Annotated in this window: 17 protein-coding genes; 13 read left to right on the forward strand and 4 right to left on the reverse strand. The window is 40.5% G+C overall.

Translation table 11 applies throughout. The features are described 5' to 3' along the window. Window positions 1-9: 9 nt before the first annotated feature. From BGP78_RS19945 to rmuC, 5 genes are all read left to right on the forward strand, one after another. A complete protein-coding gene (locus BGP78_RS19945; protein WP_119863036.1) occupies window positions 10-972 on the forward strand; it encodes a transcriptional regulator in 963 nt (320 codons plus the stop codon). 159 nt (window positions 973-1,131) lie between these two features. Further along, a complete protein-coding gene (locus BGP78_RS19950; RefSeq protein ID WP_119863037.1) occupies window positions 1,132-4,236 on the forward strand; it encodes a DEAD/DEAH box helicase in 3,105 nt (1,034 codons plus the stop codon). A 276-nt stretch (window positions 4,237-4,512) separates the two neighbouring features. Beyond that, window positions 4,513-4,710, forward strand: a complete 198-nt coding sequence (locus BGP78_RS19955; protein WP_119863038.1) for a hypothetical protein — start codon at window positions 4,513-4,515, stop codon at window positions 4,708-4,710. A 20-nt stretch (window positions 4,711-4,730) separates the two neighbouring features. Next, on the forward strand, window positions 4,731-5,420 hold the full coding sequence (locus BGP78_RS19960; RefSeq protein ID WP_119863039.1) for a response regulator: 690 nt from the start codon (window positions 4,731-4,733) through the stop codon (window positions 5,418-5,420). 56 nt (window positions 5,421-5,476) lie between these two features. After that, the gene (rmuC, locus tag BGP78_RS19965; RefSeq protein WP_119863040.1) at window positions 5,477-6,940 is read left to right on the forward strand and encodes a DNA recombination protein RmuC; all 1,464 of its coding nucleotides are present in this window, start codon (window positions 5,477-5,479) and stop codon (window positions 6,938-6,940) included. Window positions 6,941-7,026: 86 nt separating this feature from the next. Here rmuC and BGP78_RS19970 read toward each other — a convergent pair whose 3' ends face one another. The 3 genes from BGP78_RS19970 to BGP78_RS19980 all read right to left on the reverse strand — a co-directional run bounded on the left by BGP78_RS19970 (window position 7,027) and on the right by BGP78_RS19980 (window position 11,685). Further along, entirely contained in the window at window positions 7,027-7,545 is a 519-nt protein-coding gene (locus BGP78_RS19970; RefSeq protein WP_119863041.1) for a hypothetical protein, read from the reverse strand. A gap of 120 nt (window positions 7,546-7,665) precedes the next feature. Then, complete coding sequence (locus BGP78_RS19975) at window positions 7,666-9,711, reverse strand: ATP-binding protein (RefSeq protein ID WP_119863042.1); 2,046 nt, start codon at window positions 9,709-9,711, stop codon at window positions 7,666-7,668. Between the two features lie 369 nt (window positions 9,712-10,080). Beyond that, entirely contained in the window at window positions 10,081-11,685 is a 1,605-nt protein-coding gene (locus BGP78_RS19980; protein ID WP_119863043.1) for an isocitrate lyase, read from the reverse strand. A gap of 224 nt (window positions 11,686-11,909) precedes the next feature. Between BGP78_RS19980 and BGP78_RS19985 the strand changes: the two genes are divergently transcribed. The 5 genes from BGP78_RS19985 (at window position 11,910) to BGP78_RS20005 (ending at window position 21,254) form a co-directional block, all read left to right on the forward strand. Continuing rightward, window positions 11,910-14,087, forward strand: a complete 2,178-nt coding sequence (locus tag BGP78_RS19985; RefSeq protein ID WP_119863044.1) for a malate synthase G — start codon at window positions 11,910-11,912, stop codon at window positions 14,085-14,087. 213 nt (window positions 14,088-14,300) lie between these two features. Beyond that, entirely contained in the window at window positions 14,301-16,322 is a 2,022-nt protein-coding gene (locus BGP78_RS19990) for a S9 family peptidase (protein WP_119863045.1), read from the forward strand. A 192-nt stretch (window positions 16,323-16,514) separates the two neighbouring features. Continuing rightward, window positions 16,515-17,369: a hypothetical protein gene (locus BGP78_RS19995; RefSeq protein WP_119863046.1), complete on the forward strand. Its 855-nt coding sequence runs from the start codon at window positions 16,515-16,517 to the stop codon at window positions 17,367-17,369. A gap of 63 nt (window positions 17,370-17,432) precedes the next feature. Beyond that, window positions 17,433-17,894 (forward strand): TlpA disulfide reductase family protein, encoded by a 462-nt coding sequence (locus BGP78_RS20000; RefSeq protein ID WP_119863047.1) that lies wholly within the window; start codon window positions 17,433-17,435, stop codon window positions 17,892-17,894. 126 nt (window positions 17,895-18,020) lie between these two features. Further along, entirely contained in the window at window positions 18,021-21,254 is a 3,234-nt protein-coding gene (locus BGP78_RS20005; RefSeq protein ID WP_182912341.1) for a two-component regulator propeller domain-containing protein, read from the forward strand. A gap of 20 nt (window positions 21,255-21,274) precedes the next feature. Here BGP78_RS20005 and BGP78_RS20010 read toward each other — a convergent pair whose 3' ends face one another. Beyond that, complete coding sequence (locus BGP78_RS20010) at window positions 21,275-23,329, reverse strand: beta-propeller domain-containing protein (protein ID WP_119863049.1); 2,055 nt, start codon at window positions 23,327-23,329, stop codon at window positions 21,275-21,277. 157 nt (window positions 23,330-23,486) lie between these two features. Here BGP78_RS20010 and BGP78_RS20015 point away from each other — a divergent pair, with 157 nt between their 5' ends. Genes BGP78_RS20015 through BGP78_RS20025 form a run of 3 tightly spaced genes read left to right on the forward strand, consistent with a single transcriptional unit; the run spans window position 23,487 to window position 25,448 of the window. Beyond that, a complete protein-coding gene (locus BGP78_RS20015) occupies window positions 23,487-24,374 on the forward strand; it encodes a MipA/OmpV family protein (protein ID WP_147386104.1) in 888 nt (295 codons plus the stop codon). After that, window positions 24,364-24,759, forward strand: a complete 396-nt coding sequence (locus BGP78_RS20020) for a DUF3019 domain-containing protein (protein ID WP_119863051.1) — start codon at window positions 24,364-24,366, stop codon at window positions 24,757-24,759. Before BGP78_RS20015 ends, BGP78_RS20020 begins: the two co-directional genes overlap by 11 nt. Beyond that, window positions 24,759-25,448, forward strand: coding sequence for a response regulator (locus tag BGP78_RS20025; RefSeq protein WP_119863052.1), 690 nt, complete (start codon window positions 24,759-24,761; stop codon window positions 25,446-25,448). The genes BGP78_RS20020 and BGP78_RS20025 overlap by 1 nt, the downstream gene beginning before the upstream one ends. The last annotated feature ends 8 nt before the right edge of the window (window positions 25,449-25,456 follow it).

Consider the following 25,456-nt stretch of genomic DNA (forward strand, 5'->3'; position numbering starts at 1 on the left):
CGTATAAAAATGGCTAAAAAACGTAAGAACGATACCCGGTTAGATCCATTTGCAACTGCAGTTGAAGGGAGCAGTTTAGATGATCTTTTAGATCAAGCGAAAATAGGTGATGTGATCACCATGCCAGCACCTAGTGATCCATTACGTACAATCACATTAACATGCCAAGTAATAAAATCAGCCGATATAGAAACGACTACTCAAGTTTATGGTCAAAATAGACGGGAACAAAGTTTATTGAACGAAAAGTCTGTTGCAGATATCTTACCAGCCATAAAACACGATAAGAGAAACCTCCACCCGGCTCTGTGCTGGCAAAAAGGTGCTCAGCAATGGGTGTTATCAGGTTCAAGGAGAAGAAAGGCTTGTATGCTCGCTCAGGCTGACTATGTTGTATTGTCGTCCGCTGATTTTAATGATGATGATGCAAAAGCTCTTGCCATCTCTTCAGATCAATATATTGCACCAAGCTTATGGGAACTAGGAAAAGCATATAGCACGACTAAACACAACTTAGTTAATCAAGGTTTGAAAGGCTCTTACCGTGAAATTGCCGCTATTGAAGGCATTTCTCACACCGCGGTTGCTGATGCTATAAAAGCTTTCGAGGTTATTCCTAAAAGTGTTCTTAGCTTATATCCAACGCCAAATCACTTAGGCAGAGAAGCAGCTAAAAAGCTCATTAACGCGATTAAAGATAATAAGTCTGCATTTGAACAACAAGTTTGTCATTTTAGTCAACAATCATTCATTAGCGATGAACAAAGCGATGAAAAACGGGCAATGCTTACAACTCAGTTTTTAACAACATTTGGTGATAAAGCTAATCGCACAGAAGCTTTGTTAGAAAACAAGTTCATTAAATTACAACGTAATATAAAAAGTGGTGATGTAACAATTAAAATCGACAATAAAGTGTTAACTGATAAGCGCCTTGAACAGCTACAAAAATTGTTAGCTGGCTATAATTAACACCTTAAATGTTTCACGTAACTGGTTGATATTCATACTTTGGTCTATAAAGGTGAACTCCAACCAGTTACTGTTCGCAACTTTATTATGACTTTACCCTTTAGCTCGTTCCTATAATTTCATATACTGGCGAAATATTTCATTTGTCATGCTGAGCTGATGTCAACGCAGTTATCTAAAGAGCAATTGTTTGCTTTGTTTGAAGAAATAAAACAAGAACAAGCAACGCAATTTCCCCTTTCCGAACGATTTTTGAAGCAGTACTTTAATAGTGCGCTCCTTGTCAAAGCGAAAGAGTATCTGAATAATTCTCAAATTAGTTACTTGGATCACAGTAAAGATTTTTCACGCATTGATTCTCAAGTTTTGGGCAACTTTGGAAATACGTTTTCTCAGCATATCAAAATTACGACAGTTAATAATTCAAAGCGTGTAGAGGCACAATGCACTTGTTCAAATAACGCAAAATGTCGACACATTGCAGCCGTTCTTTTGAAGTTAAAAATTGATCACTCAGGCGGCTTTGGCGAAGCTTATCTCGTAAATGATTGGTTCAATGAGCTAACGCAACTACAACAAAGTAATTTCCAAAGTACCAATAATGTCTTGCTGTTTGTACTTGAACCGCATGGCAAAGAGCTATTGTTGAGTCCAAAACTGTCGCCTTTTAAACCCGATGGCGTTTATCCATTAGGCAGATCTCTTTCTGAGCAACAACTTAATAGCCATTTAGCGCCAAAAGGTGTGTTAGAAACAGACTTTAGGTTATTCAATTGGGTTCGTTCTCAAAATACCCCGGGCCATTTTGAGATATTTGGTAATTGGGGCTTTACAGCTGTTGAGCAATTGATTAAAACCAACCGATTCTATTATCAAAATAAGAGGCAGCCACTTGTATTAGGCCACCAAAAGCGGCTGCGCTTTGAGTGGCAGATCAATGACAAAAATGCGCAACTGTGCGGATTGTTGTCTCAAGTTGATAACTGGCTACTGTTAAGAACCGATCCGCCTATGTACCTTAATACAGATGATCTGATCATAGGCCGGATCAACTCTGAATTAAACGCTCAGGAAATAGCGCACTTACAGACTATGCCACCGGTTGCACTTGATCAGCTAAATCAAGTCATGACGCGCTTTAATGATCTGTTCGCGAATGATGTGATCCTGCCTCCTGCAGGCTATAAAAGCGCTGTAAAACCAACTCACGTTTATGCCAAGCTGAAAGGAGTGAATAACAGCCTTGAGCAGACATTAGCACTGACCATCGAAAACACCGTTGGGCTTTCCAAAGCTGAACAGGCAAAACACGTTAAGCGCAGCGAGCAAGTACTGCTGGGTTTAGGGCTGAATGCGAGTGATGGACTATTTAAATTACCCGTAAACGATGCGAATGGCGTGCATTGGTTTAATAATGAGGTTAAACCCAATTTATTAAAGCAAGGCTGGGAAGTAGAAGAGCTTACACATAAGCATCCTGTGAACTTGCCACATATAACGCTGTCATTAAAACGTGACAAGCAACACCATATCTTAGGTAAAGTGATGTTTAATAGTAAGCCTATTTTACTTGATTGGGACACCACAACACCGCTAGATATTAATAATTTGGCTGATCATCATCAGTATGTAAAAATTGCTGAGCAATACTATGCGGTACCTACTCCAACATTTAATGAGTTGCTCACTCTCAAGCAACGGTTTAGCTATTATACGTCTGGTCAACAGTTTAAGTTTCCGCTGTCTTATGCAAAAAAAGTATTTGAGTTAAGCTCCATAGAGTCCGTAAGTAACGATGTAAGGCTGCTAGACTATTTGAAAGAGCTAGAGTTACCGATTGAGTCTAGTGCTTGTGCAACGCACAGCGATCAACAAAACTTTGTACTAAGAGATTATCAAGAGCAAGGTGTGAGTTGGCTAAAGTTTTTAAACCGTCATCAGCTCGGCGGAATTTTAGCGGATGATATGGGCCTTGGGAAAACATTACAGGTAATAGCCTATTTTGTTGGCCAACATAATACATTGGTTACGAAGCCCTGTTTAATTGTTTGCCCAACCAGTTTGGTAGGAAACTGGCAAAACGAGTTTAAGCGATTTGCACCGCATTTAACCTTAACAACGGTTCATGGTTCGGATAGAGAAAAAACATTAGAACACGTGCATTCAGCACGTTTTATCTTGACGACTTATCCCTTATTAAAACGTGATCTCGCCTATTACAAAGAATTAGAGTTTGACTCTATTGTGCTTGATGAAGCGCAGTACATAAAAAATGAAACTGCGCAGGTTTCTAAGTGTGTAAAGCAATTAAATGCACAGTTTAAGTTGTGTTTAAGTGGTACGCCGGTTGAAAATAACTTATTGGAATTAAAGTCATTACTAGATTTTGTGATGCCAGATGTTCTTGGCACGAAACAACAGTTTAAGCACCATTTCCAAATACCGATAGAAAAAGAGCAAGATACAGCGCGCGCTTTAGAGCTTAAAACGCTTATCGCACCATTTATTCTGCGCCGTACGAAAGTTGAAGTCGTAAAAGAATTACCCGATAAAACGGAGTTAGTCAAAGAGCTTGAATTTAGCCCAGAGCAGGCAACTTTGTATCGCAGTGTTCAGCTGCAAATAGAAGACAAATTAGTTTCTTTGTTTAAAGAGCAAGGTGCTCAAAAAAGTAAGCTTGCCTTCTTAGATGCGTTATTAAAGTTAAGGCAGATATGCTGTCATCCTAAGCTGGTAGATAAAGGTATGGGCAGCGAAAGTGCAAAGTTTGTATGGTTAGCCGAGCATTTACCTAATATGCTGTCACAGGGTCGCAAGGTGATTATTTTTAGTCAATTTACGTCGGTGCTTGAATTGATCTCACAGCAACTTACAGCCAATGAGATTGTGTTTACGACATTGACTGGGCAAACCCGAAATAGAGAGCGTGCCATTAGCGATTTTACTGACGGGCATTGTGATGTGTTTTTGATAAGTTTAAAAGCAGGCGGCACAGGCCTTAACCTCACGCAAGCAGATACGGTGATCCATTTTGATCCCTGGTGGAACCCCGCGGTCGAAAATCAAGCAACAGATCGAGCGTACCGGATAGGTCAAGATAAACCTGTGTTTGTATATAAGTTGATAATGGCTAACTCTATCGAACAGAAAGTATTTAGTATGCAACAACAAAAGCAGGCACTTGTTGATGTTTTATTTGCTGATAAGAGCTTGAATTTAGGTAAGTTTGATGAACAGCAAATGTTAGCCATGCTGCAGTCGTAAAAATAATTAAAAATTATTTGAACTAACTCAAAATCACAGGGTCTATTATTGTACTTGTTGGTAGCAATGAGTTTAACATTGATTTCCCCCTTGATTACTTATTTGTAATGGAGCCAGCAGAATTTGCTGGCTTTTTTGTTTTTGCAGTTGCAATTTCTTCATTTAGAAATAATTCCACATTCTGTCCACATTGTTTCGCTTTAATAAACATATTACAACGACGCACCAAGTTAGTTGGTCTGGTGTCACTTAATTAGATCTAGAAGGCGAATACAAATGTTGTGTTATGAAGAAGCACCATCGCATCTGAACTTTATTGAACCACTTTCGCAATGTGATTATGATCTACTTGCAGAGGTTGCGACCAGCGATGATCTAAATAGCATTCTAACTATGCTATTATTTGATGAGACATTGTCTGACTCGTTGAAAAACGACGTAAAGAATCAATTAAAAGCAAATCAATTAAAGTAATTACCAATCGAAGAGAAATTATGCAGCACATCCTTATAGTTGAAGATGACTTTGATATAGCAGAGCAAGTCATGTTGTTTTTTAAAGCATCTGGATTTAAAACGTCACATATTGCTGACGGTGCTGAGGTTGTGCCTTGGGTTGAAGAAAATAGCCCAGATGCGATTTTGATGGACATTATGCTGCCGAACCAAGATGGTGTGGAATGCATGAAGCAGATCCGAGCTTTTTCTATGGTGCCAATTATTATGATGACGGCCAAAGTGGCTGAATCAGATAGGTTAAAAGGGCTTGAGTTTGGTGCTGACGATTATGTGTGTAAACCCTTTAGCGCCGCTGAATTAGTAATGCGTATGAAAGCCATTTTGCGTCGCTGTGCTCCTTTAGCAGATGCTGAGTCAGAAAAGTTGGTGAATGTCGATGAGGCGCAGTTGACGGTAACATTAAAAGGGCAATTATTAGCATTAACGAAGGTGGAGTTTGATGTGTTTGCATTACTGTATAACGCGCCAAGCCGAGTCTTTTCGCGTCAGCAGATCCTAGATTATATTCAACCAGACAACTTTGACATTTCAGATCGAGTCATTGATAGTCACATCAAAAATATTCGTAAAAAAATAAAATCTTTGAATATTTCTCCAAAATTGGTTGGGTCGGTTTACGGTGCCGGCTATCGCTATGATGAGCAGCAAATCAATAACAGTAATTAAGTGATAACCGTGATGCTCTCAGGTATTATTAATTAAAAATATTACCTGAGAACATTATGTTAGACGCGCTTTTTCCTCACCTTTATTGGTCGCATGTCGCCGTGTTTTTTTCGGCTATTATCTGCCCTTTACCTTTTTATTTTCTCAGTCGTCAAAAACTCAAGACACAGTTTTCGGTGCTAGAGCAGCAACATCTTCACAGTTTAAACTCCAATGAACAGCTGGCGCTTCAGCAACAGTCATTGCAAACAGAGTTACAGCAGTTACAGGCAGAAAAAGTTCAATTACATGGTCATTGTCAGCAATACCAAGCTAGGTTGTCTGAGAAACAATCTCAAGTTGTTCAATATCAGGAGTTATGGCAGCGCAGTGAACAAAGCCTGTCAGAAAACCGTTCAAATACTCACCAGTTAGAACTTGAGTTAAACGATCTGAAAGTGACGTTAGAGCAAAAACAACTCAGTTTTGATGCACAAATTTCACAGTTGGAGAACTCTAAAAACCTTTTAAAACAAGAATTTGAGAATATAGCAAATCAAATTTTTGAAGAAAAGACCACGCGTTTTAATCACCAAAGCCAAGAGAAATTAAATCAATTACTCAAGCCTGTTCAAGGTGAACTGAAAGGGTTTAGAGATAAAATGGAAGCTATTCACAGCGAAGAGTTAAAGCAACGCGCTGCACTTAAAACTGAGCTGCTGCATTTACAAGAAAACAATAGAAACATCACCGAGCAAGCACACCAACTCACCAGTGCGCTGCAAGGACAGAAAAAAACGCAGGGGAATTGGGGTGAGCTGATGCTTGAGAATGTGCTCGATAGTGCAGGCCTTCGTGCGGGCTATGATTATAAGCGAGAGGTGTCGTTTACCACGGATGAAGGAAAGTATCGGCCTGATGTAGTGGTATATTTGCCTCAAGAGCGTCACCTAGTGATCGATGCGAAAACATCACTTAATGCCTACACACGATATGTTAATGCAGACTCTGAGCTAGAAGCAAGTGATGCGCTCGTTGCTCACTCTCAAGCGGTAATTGCTCGGATCAAAGAACTGGGTAGTAAATCTTATGAAAGATTACCAGGACTAAACTCACCAGACGTCGTTATTATGTTTATTCCGATAGAGTCAGCTTTTGTTGAGGCAATCAAGCATATGCCTAATATGTATCAACATGCATTAGAGCAAAATGTATTGGTGGCCACACCAACAACCTTATTAACGAGTATGAATATTGTTAAGCAGTTATGGCGTTTTGAAGAGCAGAGCAAACATAGTAGAGAGCTCGCATTAAAAGCTGAGAAATTTTACAACAAACTCAATAGTTTTTTGCACAGTATGGAAGGTGTTGGGCGTCAGTTAGATAAAGCCAAAGAAAGCTACGACACAGCCTTCTCGCAGTTGTATCATGGGAAAGCTAATTTGATAAAACAAGCATCAGAATTTAAAGAGTTAGGTGTGTCTGTGAATAAAGAAATGCCAAAAGAACTGGTAGAAAAGTCTAAGTTAGAACTTGAGTAATATGAGTGAGGCTTTTAAATCGTCAACCCCCTTTACAAGGGGGTGATTAAATATAGAAAAATATAGAAGAGGATAAAAACAACGAGTTAGGCGTGACTATTTGGGTTTTGACACTGCGCAAAATTGCCTTTTCTAGGAGAGTCGACATATAAGTTAATATACAACTCACTTTTATTGATATCTAACCACACTCTGCTGCTGGCTGGCGGACATAAAGAATGTTTAATATAGCCTTCGAGCTCCTTTTCATTCATAGAGAGCTTTTGTGGAATGCTGATAAAAATATTGACCTCGCCATCATCGAATTTAGCTCTTTTAAACTGCCAGCTACCCATCATAAATTGTTTTGAGAAATAACGAGATATTTTATTTTGGGCAGTCACATCTAACATTGCACCTTGTGCCTTAGTCCCACCGGAAAAATACATCCATGCACTGGCAAGAATAATAAAGCCACCTAATAGCATTGAAATGAACGGTACGTTCATTTTATTATTTTTTGGCGCATTCTTACGTGAGCTTTTACGTAATGATTGCTTTTTTTGCTCCGTGCGTGATTCTACAATTTTTACCCAATCACCGTGTTTGATTGTTCGCTGTGTCATAATTACCCTCCAAGATTCTATATGCGTATTACAGCAATACAATGTGGAAGAAAAATGAAGTGAACCGCTTAATATAGGGCTTTATAGCCCGAAACTGGTTGGATGAGTAAAATCGTTAACTTATGCTTTTGTTGGTATTATAGGTAAAGTTAAACGAACACATAAGCCCCCAGACTTGCCGTGATGTAGTTTAATGTCACCTTGTAAGGCGTGCGTTAAGCCTTCGCATATAGAGAGCCCTAGACCTGATCCTCCTAATGCCCTACTACGAGACTTATCTATGCGATACAGTCGCTCAAATAGTTTATTAAGCTCGGCTTCAGAAACACCTGGGGTGCTATCGTCAATCTGAATGAATATATGTTTTGTATTTACTCTGACTTTTAATCGAATGTGTCCTGGGCTATCAGTGTATAAACACGCATTTTTAGCTAAGTTAGTAATAATTTGATCCAGTTTTTGTTTATCGGTCGTGAATATCGTTGCTTCAGGAATATCGATGTCAGCTATAAATCGTAAATTAGATTGTTCTGCGAGTGTTTTCATATCCGCTATGTAATGTGAAGTAAGTGTACTTAAGTGACACTCCTGCCATATCAAATGAATTGACTGATTTTGCACTTGAGATAATTGATATACGTCAGAGATGAGGTTATTTAGCTGCGACATTTTATTATATATTTTAGTGTAAGCGAGTACCTTGTCATCGAGCAAGTTATGCTCCAAAGCTTCAATATGTAGTTGTAATACACTTAATGGTGTTCTGAGTTCATGAGAAATATCAGCCAACATTTGGTCTTTTTGTTTCAAATTCGCTTGATATAGACTTGCCTTATATTGGGCATTGCGATGTTTTATGACATATAAGTACACGGTGACGACACTGAATAGTAAAATTATGATACATGCCAGCAGCCATGTGCGCTTTTGCAAAATTTGTTTCTCGAGTTCAACTTTCATTACTGCTGACTTTTTTTCTGTTTGGGCTAGTTTTTGATATTGAACCAGGGCGTTAACTTGCCGTTTATATTGCTCGGTGGCACCTTGAGTTATTTCTTGATCTGCTAGTTTATGAATAGCAAATGCGCTCAGTAAAGCGTGATACGCTTCTTCATGTTGATTTTTAAGCATACGGTATTGTGCTTTAGCATATTGAAGCTGGGCATCTAGTTTTTTATCATTTATGCCTTTGAGGATCTCTTGGGCTTTTGGGAGGTATAGTTCAAGAAGGTCGGTGTTTTTTAACTGAATATGTAGTTCTATTAGATGTAAATAGGCATTTGCTTTTCTTATTGGAGATTGCGTTTTTAAAGCATGATTTAAACTTTGTTGTACTGAACTGAGCGCCATATGAGGGTTATCTAGCTTCAAGTAGATGCGGTGCAATGAGTTATATGCACGTGCTAGATTTGCATTGGCCTCCAGTGGCTTTAGTATGCTAATGACTTCTATAAATTGATCTAACGCTTCGTTGTATTTGTTATTTTTCAGTTTTATCTCTGCAAGCCTTATTCCTGTGTCTGCAATGTTTTTTACTTCCTCTGACTTTTTATCATTGATGAGTGCTTCATTAAAAAAGTGTTCTGCTTGTTCAAAATTATGAATGCGTACTGATAGGTCACCTAAGTTATAAAAGTTGGAAGCCTTCATTTCCCAATCTTTAGATGTTTCAAGAAATTTTTGGGCCTTTAAATGGTACTTCATAGACAGAGCCACGTTGTTTTTTGCATCATACAATGACCCGAGATTATTATAAGACTGGCCTATGAGTGATTTATTATTGAGAGATTTAGCTATTTTCAGTGCTTTTAAATAATGCTTTTTGGCTATTTTTAGTTGATGGCTGCGTCGGTAGTTGATCCCAAGCTCTTTGGTTACATCATAAAGAAGAGCTTTAGAAGGTAGGTTAATTAAAGAGATGGTATTAAGTTGCATGATGGCGTCATCATACCTATTTTGTTTACGTAAAACTTTTGCGAGTTTGAGCTTTGTTTTATTCTCATCGAACTTGCCACTGCGTTCGAGAGTTTTTAGCAAAGTATGTGCTTGTGTTAATTGCCCTTGATTTATCAGCACATCCACATCATTGAATGATGGTTGTGCCAATACAATGCCAGTAAAAGTGATATTAAAGAAGAAAAAAACCTGAGCTAAATAGTGTTTCATAATGCTTATTTGTATTGAAAACCGCGCACATTCTTGATGATTAATGTGGTTGAATTATGAAGCCTGTAAAGGGCCTTTACATATTGCATTTTGCGCAATTATTTGTCGGCATTAAGGGAGAGGGTTAGTAAAATTGTGTTTTATCAATGCTGGCGTTAGTAAAAATTTGATTTATAACTGTGCCAAAGTTAGTAAAAATGTGCTCTGTGAGCGATTAAGCTCTATTTATTGGTGAAATAATTGGCTGGAAATATGTTTTAGCGGTAATTCTTGAATGCTACGTTGAATTTGCCAAAAGATAGTAAAAATATGATCCGGTGTGTGTGTAGAGCAATAAAGAGCCTGTTAGGCTCTTTATTGGCATCATTTTTAGAATTGATTCATGGTATTAGCCGACCCGCCAGCTTTTAGTGCATTTTCTCCTGAAAAATACTCTTTATGGGTATCTCCAATGTTAGACCCTGCAAGGTCTTGGTGTTTCACTGAGGCCTGCTCCCTGCGGATCTCTTGACGTTGCACATCTCTGACATATGCGAGCATTCCGAGCTCACCAAAGTAGCCTTCTGACAGAATATCAGTGCTCAGTGCCGTGGTATGGTAGGTTGGTAATGTGATCAAGTGATGGAAAATTCCTGCTTCTCGCGCCCCGTCTTTTTGAAAATTCTGTACCAGCAAATCTGCTTCACGAGCAAGTTCTGTATTATCTAATTCTGGACTCATCAAGGCTTTCGGATCATGGCTTGGATCTGGATAGTGACTTAAGTCTTTTTGCTGTGCTTGCCACTGTGCATAGACTTGCTCTCGGAATTTCAGTGTCCAGTTAAATGAAGGTGAGTTGTTATAAACCAGTTTGGCGTCGGGCACCTGCTCTTTAATGCTATTGACCAGTTCGGCGATTTGACTAACATTGGGCTTTTCAGTTTCAATCCACAGTAAGTCGGCACCTGATTGTAAGCTCGTAACGCAATCTAATATGACACGTGCTTTTTCTGATCCTTCTTTAAATTGATATAGACCATTATCAAGGCGCGTTGGTTTGCAGAGTTGCCCATCGAGTTTTATCGCCATTTCGCCGTCATTTAGTTCATCTATATTATCGACCACGGTTGTTTCTAAAAATGCGGTATATTGGCTTGCGATATCTCCAGGCGTTTTTGATACCGGGATCTTTTGCGTTAGACTTGCGCCCAAAGAGTCTGTTCTGGCGACAATTATTCCCTCTTCCACACCCAGTTCTAAAAATGCATAGCGTACAGCATTAATTTTTGCGAGAAAATCTTCATGTGGCACCGTGACTTTTCCTGCTTGGTGGCCGCATTGCTTAGCGTCTGATACCTGATTTTCTATTTGAATGGCACAGGCGCCCGCTTCAATCATTTTTTTAGCCAATAAGTAAGTTGCCTCTTCATTACCAAAACCAGCATCAATATCGGCTATGATTGGTACAACATGTGTTTCAAAATTATCAATTCGCGAAATGATTTCTTGGGTCTGTTTACCTTGGGATATTGCATCATCTAACTCCCGGTATAAGTGGTCTAATTCGCGTGCATCTGCTTGTTTTAAAAAGGTATAGATCTCTTCAATTAATGACGCGACAGACGTCTTTTCATGCATACTTTGATCTGGCAGCGGGCCAAATTCTGACCGCAGTGCTGCAACCATCCAGCCACTTAAGTACACGTATGAGCGCTTGGTTGTTTTTTGATGCTTTTTCACAGCCATCATCATTTGTTGTGCAGTAAAACCATGCCAGCAGCCTAGTGATTGTGTGTATTGACTCTTATCTGCATCATACGCTGCCATATCTTGGCGCATGATATTTGCTGTGTATTTCGCAATATCAAGGCCTGTCTTGAACCTGTTTTGAAGGCTCATTCGACTAGCAAACTCTGGGTTTATAGACTGCCATGTTGACTTGTTGCCCTGACAAAGGGTTGTATAGTGATCTACTTTAGCTTGGTAGTTTTTCATAACGAGTTATCCTTCGAACGGTTAATTTATTCTGTTTTTCATATGAGAGTGCACCAAGTGGTCTGACCCCGGTGGTTAATTAAACATTAGGCCTGTTTTAGTGATTTTTTAAATTTATAGTTGTTATTGCCGTTATCATTTCTATGAATGTATATTTGCTGTTCGAGTGGGTAGTCTTTACGTTATGGTTACTTAAACCCGTTCAAATTAACTAGGATTTAGATATGAGTATAATGGTCCAACACTCAGGCTTGTCGGTAGATAAGGCGCTCTTCGAATTTGTAAATCAACAAGTGCTTCCTGGTACTGGTATTCAACAATTACCATTTTGGGATGGATTCGCGGATCTGATTGATTCTTTGTCACCCACAAATAGAGAGCTGTTAAGTAAGCGGGCTGATCTACAAAAAGAAATTGATGAATATCACCGAGAAAACCCTGTATGGGACAGCCATAAGTATCGGATATTTTTACAAGATATTGGTTACCTAGTCACCCCGCCTAAAAAGTTTAGCATTGATACAGAAAATGTTGATCCAGAAATCGCATTGATGGCTGGTCCGCAATTGGTGGTGCCGGTTAATAATGCACGGTTTGCTTTGAACGCAGCAAATGCCCGTTGGGGATCGCTATATGATGCTTTGTATGGCACTGATGTGCTTTCGCAAGACGAAGGAGCGGAGAAAACCCCAGAATATAATCCTGTACGAGGCTTTAAAGTGATGGCGTTTGCGCGTCAGTTTCTTGATAGTGCTTTGCCTTTAAGTAATGGTTCACACATAGAAAGTACAAACTATGCAGTGCTAAATGGTCAGCTAATGGTCACGTTAAACGATAGCCAACATGTGACGTTACAAGCATCCGAGCAGTTCATTGGCTATCAAGGTCAAGCGCAAAACCCGTCGTCACTGTTGTTTAAACACCATGATTTACACATTGAAGTGCAAATAGACTGCCATGATCCTGTTGGTCAATCAGATAAAGCAGGTATCAAAGATGTTGTGTTAGAGTCAGCTCTGACGACTATTATGGACTGCGAAGACTCGGTCGCTGCCGTGGATGCACAGGATAAAGTGACGGTATATAGTAATTGGCTTGGTTTAATGAAGGGCACGCTTACAGAAGAAGTTTCTAAGCACGGACGACTTTTTACCCGTCAATTAAACGATGATAAGCGCTTTATTGCAGTGTCTGGGGAGCAAGTTACGTTAAAAGGTCGAAGCATGATGTTTGTGCGAAATGTTGGCCATTTAATGACAACCCCTGCAATAGTTGACCGTCATGGACAGGCTATCTTTGAGGGGATCTTGGATGCGGTGATCACGTCACTCTGTGCTTTGCATGATCTCAAAGGGTTGGGTCGGTATAATAATTCGGCTGCTAAAAGTATTAATATTGTAAAACCTAAAATGCATGGCCCCGAAGAAGTAGCGTTTACAGCACAGTTATTTTCGAGCGTAGAAGCGCTATTGTCGTTACCTTGCAATACAATAAAAATGGGGATCATGGACGAAGAGCGTCGCACCTCTGTTAATCTCGCTGCATGTATTGAGCAAGCTAAATCCAGAGTGGTGTTTATCAATACTGGATTTTTAGATCGTACTGGAGATGAAATTCATACTTCCATGCTTGCGGGTCCAGTGCTGCCTAAGTCACGTATTAAGTCACAACCATGGATATCGGCTTATGAGGATCGTAATGTTGATATTGGTCTGAATTGCGGCTTTTCAGGTAAAGCGCAAATAGGCAAGGGTATGTGGCCAATGCCAGATAATATGGCGCTGATGATGGAGCAAAAGTTAGCACACCCAAACTCTGGTGCAAATACGGCTTGGGTACCCTCCCCTACAGCCGCGACGCTGCATGCTATGCACTACCACAAAGTCAATGTATTTGACGTACAGCAACAAATTGTCAAACGCGAAGAAGCGGCTTTGGGTGAGCTATTGACGCCACCGTTATTGCATGATGTTCAGTTGAGTAAAGAAGATATTCAAGCTGAGCTGGACAATAACGCCCAAGGCATATTAGGTTATGTGGTACGTTGGATAGACCAAGGAGTGGGTTGTTCAAAGGTACCTGATATTAACCATGTGGGGCTGATGGAAGACAGAGCGACACTGAGAATATCTAGCCAGCATATTACCAATTGGTTAGTACATGGGGTTTGTTCTCCAGAGCAAGTGCATAGCACATTCTTAAAAATGGCTGAGGTGGTGGATGGGCAAAATCAAGATGATCCCAATTATAAGCCAATGGTTACAAGTAAAGCCGAGTTACAAACGAATTTGGCTTTTCAAGCTGCACTTGCATTAGTATTTGAAGGTGCTGAACAGCCAAATGGTTATACCGAGCCGTTGTTACATGAGTTTCGTTTGAAGTTTAAGCAACAGGGCCAATAGTTAAATAAGCCAACTGACTATCCAGTACGAATGTAAACCCCCATTACATTCGTATTGTGATTGAGTGCATGGCCGCTAGTACGCTTTACATCGTTCAAATTTGCACGCGATATTAGAGATAGCAATGCAATGACTAACTAAACGCAAACAGTTGACCCGAAGGCTTATATAGGCTCTTATGTTTTACGTTTTTTTGATATTAAAGGAATTTTTATGAAGTTATCTCTGGTTGCATTAGGTCTTAGCTTGTTTGCGAGTTCGGCCTTTTCAGCGCCCTCCTCATTAGCACTTATTGATGTATTTGACTTAGAGTACGCTAATCAAGTCGAGTTTAGTGAAGACGGTAAAGTTATTTACTTTGTTAGAAATAGAATGGACATAAAAACAGATCGAAAAGTTGGAAATATTTGGTCTGTTAACGTGGATTCAAATGCGTTGGAGCCAATTACTTCTGGTCTGCATATGGATTATGCCCCCGTGATATCACCTGATGGTAAGCGATTAGCCTTTATCTCAACGCGTGATGGCAGCAGTCAAATATATATGAAGTGGCTGACATCTGGCGCTGTTGCAAAGATTAGTAATCTAACCCAGTCGCCATCTGGTCTCACATGGACACCTGATGGAAAGCAGCTTGTTTTTTCTCAATTTGTACCCGCCAAACCAAAGGCACCGGTGAACCTACCAGGAAAGCCAAAAGGCGCTGAGTGGGCAAAGTCTCCGATATTTATAGATGATGTGTATTATCGTTCTGATGGTGCTGGTTATTTAAACCCTGGTTTTTATCATTTATTTAAAATTGATGCTAATGGTGGGAACGCACAGCAGCTTACGACAGGGGATTTTGATCACCGTGGTAAAGTGAGTTTTGATACAGAAGGAAAAGTACTTTATTTCAGTGCAAATAGACATAAAAATCATGCGTTAAAGCCGAGTAATAGTGAAATATATTCCTTAGATATGAAAAACCAGAGTATTAGTGCAGTTACGGATAGAGAGGGTCCTGATTGGTCTCCTAGGGTATCTCCGAACGGCCGCATGCTAGCTTACATTGGCTTTGATGATAAACGTATGAACTATGAGAATGCGGATATTTATATTCGTAACCTTGAAAGTGGTGAGACAAAAGTGATCACGGATGCGCTAGATCGCAGTGTCGAGGAGATCCAGTGGGACAATAAAAGCCGAGGTGTATATTTTAGCTACGATTCACATGGAAAAACCACCGTCGCGCATCAACCTTTGAAAGGAAAAAGTAAAGTATTGACCGATGCAGTAGGCAGCGTCGCTTTCGGCCGACCTTATTCCGGTGGCAGTTATGATATTAGCCCCCGAGGAGAAGTTGCTTTTACGCTCGCAGATCCTCAAAAACCTGCGGACATTGCGCTCGTAAAACGCGGTAAACCGATTAAACTCACGGACTTAAATAACGATGCTTTAAGCAACAAAACATTGGGTAAAGTTGAAGAAATTTGGGTTAAATCAAAGCATGATCAGTTAGATATTCAAGGCTGGATTGTTTACCCTCCAGGATTTGATAAGTCTAAGAAGTACCCGCTTGTGTTAGAAATTCATGGGGGGCCAGTCGCCAACTATGGACCGCACTTCAGCGCTGAAGCTCAGCTTTTTGCGGCAAAAGGTAACGTGGTTTTATATATGAACCCACGTGGAAGTGATTCATACGGCAAGGCGTTTGCGCAAACAATCCATCATAATTATCCAAGCAATGACTTTGATGACTTAATGACTGGTGTTGACGCTTTGCTAGAAAAAGGCTTTATTGATGAGAAGCGCTTATATGTCACAGGTGGTTCAGGTGGTGGTGTATTGACTGCGTGGATTGTTGGTCATACAAACCGTTTTGCCGCCGCGGTTGTCGCAAAGCCTGTTATTAATTGGTATAGCTTTGTGCTTACTGCTGACTACTATCCATTTTTTGCTGATTATTGGTTCCCTGGTAAACCGTGGGAGCATATGGCGCATTATATGAAGCGTTCTCCAATCAGCTATGTTGGTAACGTCACAACGCCGACTATGTTGTTAACTGGGGATGCAGATTATCGTACGCCCATCTCAGAAACTGAGCAGTATTACCAAGCTTTGAAGTTGCAGGGGGTAGATACTGCGATGGTGCGTATTCCAGATGCTTCACATGGCATTACTGCTAGACCTTCAAATTTGATGAATAAAGTGGCTTATATTCAATGGTGGTTTGATAAGCACGCAGAAAAATAGACAATGTGTTTAGTAATAAAAAGCCTGCTTTAATAAGCAGGTTTTTTCGTTTTAAACAGGTGGCTTTAGAGCACGTGAAGTGCGCTTGAATCACTTTATTGCGCGCAGTAGTATACAATAAAGGGAGTAAAGCACCTTTTAAGAGGGGTAAGATGGGCCCATTACGAATGTTTTTGGAGCGTTGTGCAGTCAATGATTAAACGAATCCGTTTTCGCGCAGTTATATTATTACTTAGCTTATTTTGTAATATAAGCATAGCTGAGTCGCTTCGTATTTACATTGACGATGAAAAAGACTTGCTCGTGTTTACCGGTAAAGTCGAACCCATCAATATTGCTGGGGCAACAAATAATATGTTGTTGGATGCGATTGGCGAGTATCCGATTGAATTCGTCCCATCGAGTTATAAACGTGCCTTACGGATCATGTCTCAGCAGCCTCATCCTACCTGTTTGTTTAATAAAGTAAAAACGCCTATTCGTGAAGCTAATTTCTTGTTTAGCTTACCAATCAATTTATATTTGAGCCGCCGCTTATATATTCACAGCCATGCGGACCCCTTAGAGGAAACCTTGCTTGATAAGCAAGGCAACGTTAAGTCACTGCCTTTACTTTTTGATGCTCATAAAAACAAACTCATTGTTATCGCCAGTGACTTTTCATATGGGCCATTTTTAGATGAGCAATTAACGCAAGTTAGTAGTGAAAATAAGGTGATCAGAGAAGGCAGTAATCATTATGATACAGTGTACCGTATGTTTAATTTAAGACGGGTAGACTTTCTATTGGCCTACCCAGCCGAAATATATCGACATGTAAAAATAGATAAAGCGACGTATCAGTCTTATCGAATGGCCAATTCACCAGAGTATATTTTAGGACATGTGATGTGTAATGATACAAAAGTGAGCCGCGCGTTTATAACTAAAGTGAATGACATAATGGTGACGTTGTATAAACAAGAATCGTTCATTGAGGCGCACTTAAAGTACTTGCCAGAAGAAGAGCATAGTATTACGAGGCGATATATTGGCACGTTAAAATAATACACCTTGGGCAACAGTCTGTATGATTGATGCTAAAGTGTTGGGTACGAAAGTGAGGGATGGATGCGAAATATTATAGGGTGTGGGGCCTTGTTCTTGATGAGTTTATGCGCTTCAGTAAAGGCTAAGTTACCAGAGGTAGAATTGCACTCGTTAATTCAACAGCACCGAGGCCAAGTTGTTTATGTCGATTTCTGGGCATCGTGGTGTACGCCTTGTCAGCATGCGTTTATATGGATGAACACACTCGATAAAAAATTTGCGGGTAAAGTGCAAGTAATAGCAGTGAACATGGATGCGGATAAAGTCGATGCATTGGCTTTTTTGCAAACTAACCCAGCAGACTTTCCGATTGTTTATAATCCTTCTATGAGTATTGGTAAGTCCAATCAGTTAAAAGGTATGCCGAGCAGTATTATTTATGATGCGCAAGGCAAGAAAGTAGCGCAATTCTCGGGTTTTAATGAGGAGAAAATGCGACATTATGAAGCAATCTTAACTGAGCTGACCAAACAAAAAGAGTGAACTCATCAACATACCTTTACGTAATTATTTGAAGTACGAGAAACATTAAGCTATAACACCTCAATGAGACTAAACATTTTTATGGGAACGTATTTGTACCGCTGTCTGACTTTGTTGTATTGTTGTTTGCTTGCATCTTTTAGCTGTTTTTCCCAACACACACTTCCCTCGACATTTAATACGGCTTCAGCTGTTGATTTAGGCAAAGCGCTTTGGCAACCATTGTTAAATACCACACTACCGAGTGGCACTGCGACCCTTAAAAAATCAACAGCCGCAAATTTGGGTTATTCTCAATCGCTAGACTTTACACCTAATGGTCATGCTCAAGTTATAGTTAGGCCCACTGTTTGGCGGTCATCTAACACTGAGCTAGTTGTCTCAGGGACGATTGCTAATACCCCTTGGGAGGCTGTTAAACCGGCGCAGTATGAGCTGAATGTTCAATCCGATGTAAGGCACTTTTCAATTCGTCAAGGCTTACCAACAGGCGCGGTATACAGTGTATTTGAAGATGCAGATAGTATGGTTTGGTTGGGCACGAACGGAGAAGGTGCATGCCAATATTCAGGCCTCTATTTACGTTGTTTTACGAGCTTGCATGGCTTAAACAATAATAGAGTATGGGACATTGCTCGCAGCGCCAGTGGCGACTTTTGGTTCGCGACAGATCAAGGTGTCAGTGTTCTTAAAGGTCAATCAATGTATCAAGTGTATCGAGGTGATACCGTGTTTGATACTAAAGTGAACGATATATTACTGGTTAAAGACCGCGTTTTTATCGCTACGGATAATGGCCTATATGTGATCTCTAATGGCGTTTTATCAAAATTAGAAAGCGATGTAACACTTAAAGTAAATCGACTGGCACAAAAAGAGGGAGCAAGTATTTGGTTGGCCACGGACTCTGGCCTATATACGCTCGAAAATTCAATTTTACATCGTATTGATTTGGTCGGGCCTGCGTGTCAGGGCCCTGTTGCAGCATTGGCCCCAACCAGTGAGAGTTTGTGGTTGGGGATCACAGGCCGTGGTGTATGCCAGCTTGACTTAGATAGTTACAATGTAACTTCGCTATCGGGTATTGCCATGCCTAATATTCAGACACTCGCCTATCAGCAAAATAGTGATGTACTGTGGGTTGGAGATGACAGCAAAGGAGTTATTAGTATTTCAGGTGGTGCGGCTTATGTACTAGATAAAAGCAATGGGCTTAGCGACCATCATATTAGAGATATTACTTTAAGCAAAGGCGGTACCGTGTGGGTTGCGACCTATGGCGGGGGTGTGAACCGTATTAAACAGCATGGCTTTGAGTTGATCACTAAACAAAATGGACTTTTGAATGAGCGAGTAAGTGCGGTTGCAAGGTTTGATGACCAACTATGGTTAGGTCAATATGGCGAAGGGATCCAAGTATTAATCAATGGCCAGTGGTATACACCCAAGACCAAATTAGTAAACCAATATATTCATGCATTAGAGCGCGATGCGCAAGGCCGTATTTGGGTTGGAACTCGCTCTGGTTTAATTATAATAGGTTATGATGAAAGTAGGCACTTACATCAAAAGCAGGGATTTGATGCGAGTATTGTACATCAATTTGCAATAGGCAAAGACGCGTGTATGTATTTAGCGACGCAAACCGGGGTGATGCGTGCCTGCGAGGGGCGGTTTGAAAAACTGGTATTGGCTCACGATACGTATGTGATCAGTGTTTTTGAAGACGATGCTGGGCGGCTTTGGTTTGTGACAAATGGCCAAGGGCTTTATTATATCGAAGGTGGCGTGTTATTTAATATTTCTGAAAATGAGGGGTTACCCAGTAATTGGGCATATAGCATTGCAGAAGCACCGGGGAATGTTGTGTTAGTAGGCACTCGCCAAGGCGTATTTGCGATGAAAAAAGAGCATAATACGTGGCAGACCATACATTTCAATGTCAAAGATGGACTTAGCAATAATATTGTTTTGTCGTTATTAGTAGATGATGAGCTACTTTGGATAGGCACTGAACGTGGGTTAAACTCTGTTGCACTCACTGCGCTATTTTCCTCATCAGGCCCTATAACGCCTGTAAAATATACCCATGACAACGGATATATTGCCATTGATAGTACTTTAAATACTGCAGAAAAGATAAACAACACCATTTATTGGGGGTCGAGCTATGGTGTCGCATATTTTAATGCGGATGACTTCGTGGCGCCTAGTGACACCGCTGTAAACTTGCTAAATGTCAGTGTAAGTCAAGGTAATACACCCCGCCCTCGTTTCGTTTCGCTGTATAAACAAATGACGGAACTCCCCGCAACAACTTTTCAGCTGCGTTTTCAGTATAGCGCGCAAGAATGGAAGAATCCTGAACGAGTAATGTACCAAACTCGTTTAGTCGGTGTCAGTGATTACTGGAGCGAACCATCTAGCCAAAATGAAATTACGTATACGCAATTAGCTGCTGGTGAGTATGAATTTCAGGTGCGTGCAACTGCACCTTACGGGGCGGATGAATATACCTCTTTCTCTTTTATTATCTTGCCCCCTTGGTGGCAAACATGGTGGGCATATACTTTGGCGTTGTTGCTGCTTATTGGCGTCATTTATGGTGCTTTAAAGTGGCGGTTTGAGTTTTTACAAAAACAACAACGAATTCGTGATCGTGCCGAATTTTCCGAAGCATTGTTACAGCGAAAGAAGCAACTTCTTGCGGAAGTATCTCATGAGATCCGAACCCCATTGAGTGTATTAAAAATGCAAATTGAAGGGTTGGAATATAACTTAATTGAAGATACTGAAAAAACCTATGAATTGTTGCACCGTCGAATAAGTGACATCAACCATATGATTTCTGATATTGATCAGCTTGCGATGACTGAACTGTCAGAGCTGAGTTTAAATATTAAGCAGATGGATGCTGTAACATGGTTAAAAAATTGGGCATTAGATGCCCAAAATCGTGTGAATCAAACCGCAGAGGGTCGTTTCGATTATATGCTTGATTTACCTGTGAGCTTGATGGTTGATGCCGATAAGGAACGATTAACTCAGGTGCTCAATAATGTTTTGTCTAACAGTTTACGTTATAGCGCCCCACCGATTTTGATTGAATGCAAAGTCACCTATTGTGAAACGCACTATGTGATTTCTTTGAGTGATAGTGCTCCTGGTGTTTCTGAAGAAGAGTTAGCCTTGATATTTTCACGTTTATATCAAAGTGAGCGAAACAAATCGTTATTTAAAGGGGGGACAGGTCTTGGTCTAGCAATTAGTGAAGATCTGATCAATCGACATGGTGGAATGATAGAAGCGTCTCATAGTCCGTTGGGCGGAGTGACAGTGAATATTACCTTAGCGCGGTAATATTCACTGCCCGTTGTGAATTAAAGCGGCCCTGTGTTTTGTGACGGTGTTTGCCAAAGGCTATACCATGCATAATTACCATGAATATAGTAAATGTGTTCTTCTTGTAACACCGCGCGGTCATCGTTGCCTGATATCAGTGGTAAATTATAGATATTGGGTGCATCATATTTAATACCACTATCGCCAGTATGGTTGAGTGTTTTTGTCTCTGTATTTATTTCAAACAAAGCGAGTTGGTTGTGCTTAGTCCACTGGTAGTTTTTCGGGTCAGTGCCCGTCTGCTCCCATTTTTCAAGGGGCATACTAAACCTGTGTAGTTGCGGTTGTGTTTGTAAAAAGCTCAGAGCGCGATAGTTATATTCAGCAGGTGTGTAGGCATCAGGAAATATTTTACTACTGAGCTGAGTAGGCGAAGTGATATCGCTGACATCAAATAAACTAACCTTGGCACCTTGCGTTACGTTTGCAGGTTCTGTGTTGTTAATATTTGCAACTTCTTGGCCAATGCCTAGCAATAAGCTTTCACTGATTGGGTGCAGGTAAGCGGAGTAACCTGGTACTTCCAGTGCTCCTGCTATGTATGGTGATGTGGGGGTTGTTAGGTTAATGACATAAAGCGGATCGGTTTGTTGAAATGTGACGACGTAGGCGAGATCATTGAAAAACCGGACAGCATAAATATCCTCATCAACAACCCCAGATACCGTGTTTATTTTACCAATTGGCGTGGTATTGGTTTGGTTCGGTAGCTCAGCAATACTGGTCAGTTCAGCGTCTTCTTGAGCAAGGACATGAAGTTTATGTTCGAATCCTTCAAGGAAGTCGCCATTAGATGTAACAACACGCAAATGATCATTATATTCACTAAACCTGAGGTTTTTCAGGTTTTGCCCAAAATGCCCCGAAATTGTTCCGCTGGCGACATAGTTGAATGTTTGCGTATCTAATTTGAATTTATGAATGACAGAATTGATGTTTTTTTCTTCGTAATGTGTGCTGTATGTATAGAGCGCATTTTTTGAAGCATAAATACCTTCTATCTCGGTATTCACACAGACCGTGTTGTGTTGGGTTGGGTTGGTTAATGAAATGCGTGTAATAGACATAATTGCATCATAACCAGTCACCTGCGATGCACTTTGTGAGATGTAGCACTCATTGGCATCAAATAGGGCCTGTGTTTGGTTGGTATCTGTTCGTGTCATCGAGGGGATAAAATGACCAATATCTGTTTCGCTTAACGCTTGGTAGTTTTTAAGCTGTGTTTGAGCATCTGAATTACTCAGATCAAAGTTTGAATAAGTTGGCCTAAAGTTACTGACGATATAAAGCGTGCCATCGATTACACGGCTATCAATCAATACACCATCAATTGTATATTGCTGCGAAATAGTGGCTTGTTCTGGGGTAGTTATGTCAGCAAAACTTATTTCAAACTGAGGTGTATCTTGCGCGACGAACGCTGCACTTGATGTCGTTTGTGTGGTTAATGGCTCTATAGTTAGCCCACCACCAATGGAAAACCAGCCAGACTGAGCGTTAATTGAAACTAATGTGTTTTGCTCAATATACAATTTTTGTTCAGAGAACTCTGTGTGTGACGTCGATAAATCTTTTACGGACTCTAGCATGCCATTATCTGTTCGCTTGAGTATACGAATATAATGTGGCTGAGGGTTGTCTGTTTGTGGAACTAGGTCATTATTTCGATTGGCGGCGATGTATAAGTAGTTGCCGTTGTACTTGACTCTGTCTGCTTCGTTGACGTCTATCTCTTGTTGGTTGGTCTTTGAAAACGACGTCGATGTACTGACAGGATCACTGTGGCTATTGTTATTCTCTAACCCAGCATGAATAGGCTGATGGTGGCGCATAAAAATGCCATTTTTTAAATGGGTAGAAAATTGGCGAGCTGTTACTTTCTCTAACGGCGCTGTTGAAACGCTGATCCCTGTAAAGTTGGGTAATGTTACCGCTTGCGGTGTGTCAGATGTATTTGCTTGTTCATTATTTCCACCACACCCGCTTAATATAGTGAGTGCTGCAATTCCGAGTAGATGTGTACGATACATAATACGGTTCCTTGAATGAAGAGCTGGAAATATACTTTACAAAATGCGCTCAAAATAACTGTTACCTTTACCGTACGAATTGTTATTTAATGTAACTCTTTCTGGTAAATCCTACACACAATGTTAAATTAGCAGCTGTATTATAAGGAGCTGTAAATTGAAATATCTTTTTGCAATGACAGCATTGCTCGTCTCCCTATTTAGCGTTGCTGAAGAATCTTTATGTCAACATAGTGATGACAATTGTATTGGTGTCGGTCAGTGGCAAGTGTCAGTGGCCGTTGGTGCTGGGGTATTGACGAATCCACTATCTGGCGGAAAAAACTTACCATTATTGGTGGTGCCTTATGTGCGTTATTACCACGATAAGTTTTTTTTAGAAAATACTACGGTTGGTTATACATTTGCTGAGTCTGCAGACTTTGATTTAAGCTTTATTGCAGAGCCTAACACTGAACAAGCTTTTTTTGAGCGGCTCCATATCCGCAACTTAATTGCACCAGGAGCCTATGGCGTGGCAGATGGTACGATTGTTGGCGAAAGCGATGGTAATGTTCCAGTATCTCCAGAGCGCGCTGTATCTATTGACGATATTGCTAAAAGAGGGTGGGCATTAGACTCGGGCTTATTAGGACATTGGTACTTAAACGAAAACAGTAAACTGTCTTTACAGTGGCTACATGATATTTCTGGTACGTATCAGGGCAGTCATATCAAGGCTGCTTTTCATCATGAAATGAAGCCGTTAGCAAGTGTGCCCATCAAGTTTCACCTTATGGCGGGTTTGCACTGGAAAGAGAGCAGCTTAGTTGATTATTACTATGGTTTACACGAACGGGATGGGGTGGATGAATCTCTATTCTATTCAGGTAAAAGTGTTTTAACCCCAGTTGTTGGCGCAACAATTAACTATAAGCTCTCTGATGATTGGGTCGTAAAATTGAGTGCAAAACGTCAATTTTTGGGCTCTGGCATAACAAACAGTCCCTTGATTGAAAAAAGCCATGTGACGTATTTTTTTGTTGGAGGGATATATGCGTTTTAATCCCATCTACCTCTTTAGCTTAAGTATTTTATTACCGCACAGTTTATTTGCCCAATCAAATAAATCCCAACAAGCGGCTTTACAGATTAAGCCATTAACGTGCGTTGTACGCCAATTGGGGGAGCCATGTCAAATGACGGTGAATATTCAATGGCAAAATAAAAATCACATAGATGCCTGTCTATATCAAGAAAAAAATAAGCTGCGGTGTTGGCAGCAAACAGATAAAGTGGCAGAGCAGTTACAGATTACGCTCGCACAAAGTATGCGTTTTAGCTTATTAGATTTGCAAGGCACCTTACTTGCAACACAAACAGTTAAGGTAAATGCCGCTGTGAGTAAGCGTTATCGAAGAAAATTAAAAACCGATTGGAGTTTCTTTTAATGGCCCATATTATGTTGGTAGAAGATGATGAGCGTCTTGCAGCCTTGACCGCTCAGTTTCTACAAAGTAACGAATTTACAGTCACAATTGTTAATGATGGTGCTGATGCTGTTGAAGCTATCATTAGCAAGCAGCCCGATATTGTTGTGTTAGATATTATGTTACCTAATCAAGATGGGTTTAGTATTTGTCGGGCGGTGCGCCCCCATTACACTGGTCCGGTATTGTTTTTAACTGCGAAAGACAGCGACTTTGATCAGGTTAAAGGGTTAGAGATTGGTGCTGATGACTATGTGATAAAGCCAGTTGAACCTTATGTTTTGCTGGCAAGAGTTAATGCACTATTACGCCGTAACTTCGCTACTGCGCAAAGCAGTAATAATTTAGAGTTGGGTCAGCTGAAAATTGATAAGGCTGATAGAACTGCACATTTAGCGGGTGAGGAAGTTGAACTCACCAGTTATGAGTTTGACCTTTTATGGGCACTGGCAAGCAATGCGGGTGAAACACAAAGTCGCGAATATATTTACAAACACGTTGTTGGTCGGGAATATGATGGACTAGACCGAAGCGTAGATGTGCGAATTTCTCGCTTACGTAAAAAGCTGGGTGATAACCCTGAACAGCCATTTAGGTTGATCACGGTGTGGGGTAAAGGGTATTTGTGTTCAAAGTCAGCGTGGGAATAACTTGAATT

Origin of the sequence: Pseudoalteromonas sp. MSK9-3, assembly GCF_003590335.1 — a bacterium.
In the GTDB taxonomy this organism is placed as follows: Bacteria; Pseudomonadota; Gammaproteobacteria; order Enterobacterales; family Alteromonadaceae; genus Pseudoalteromonas.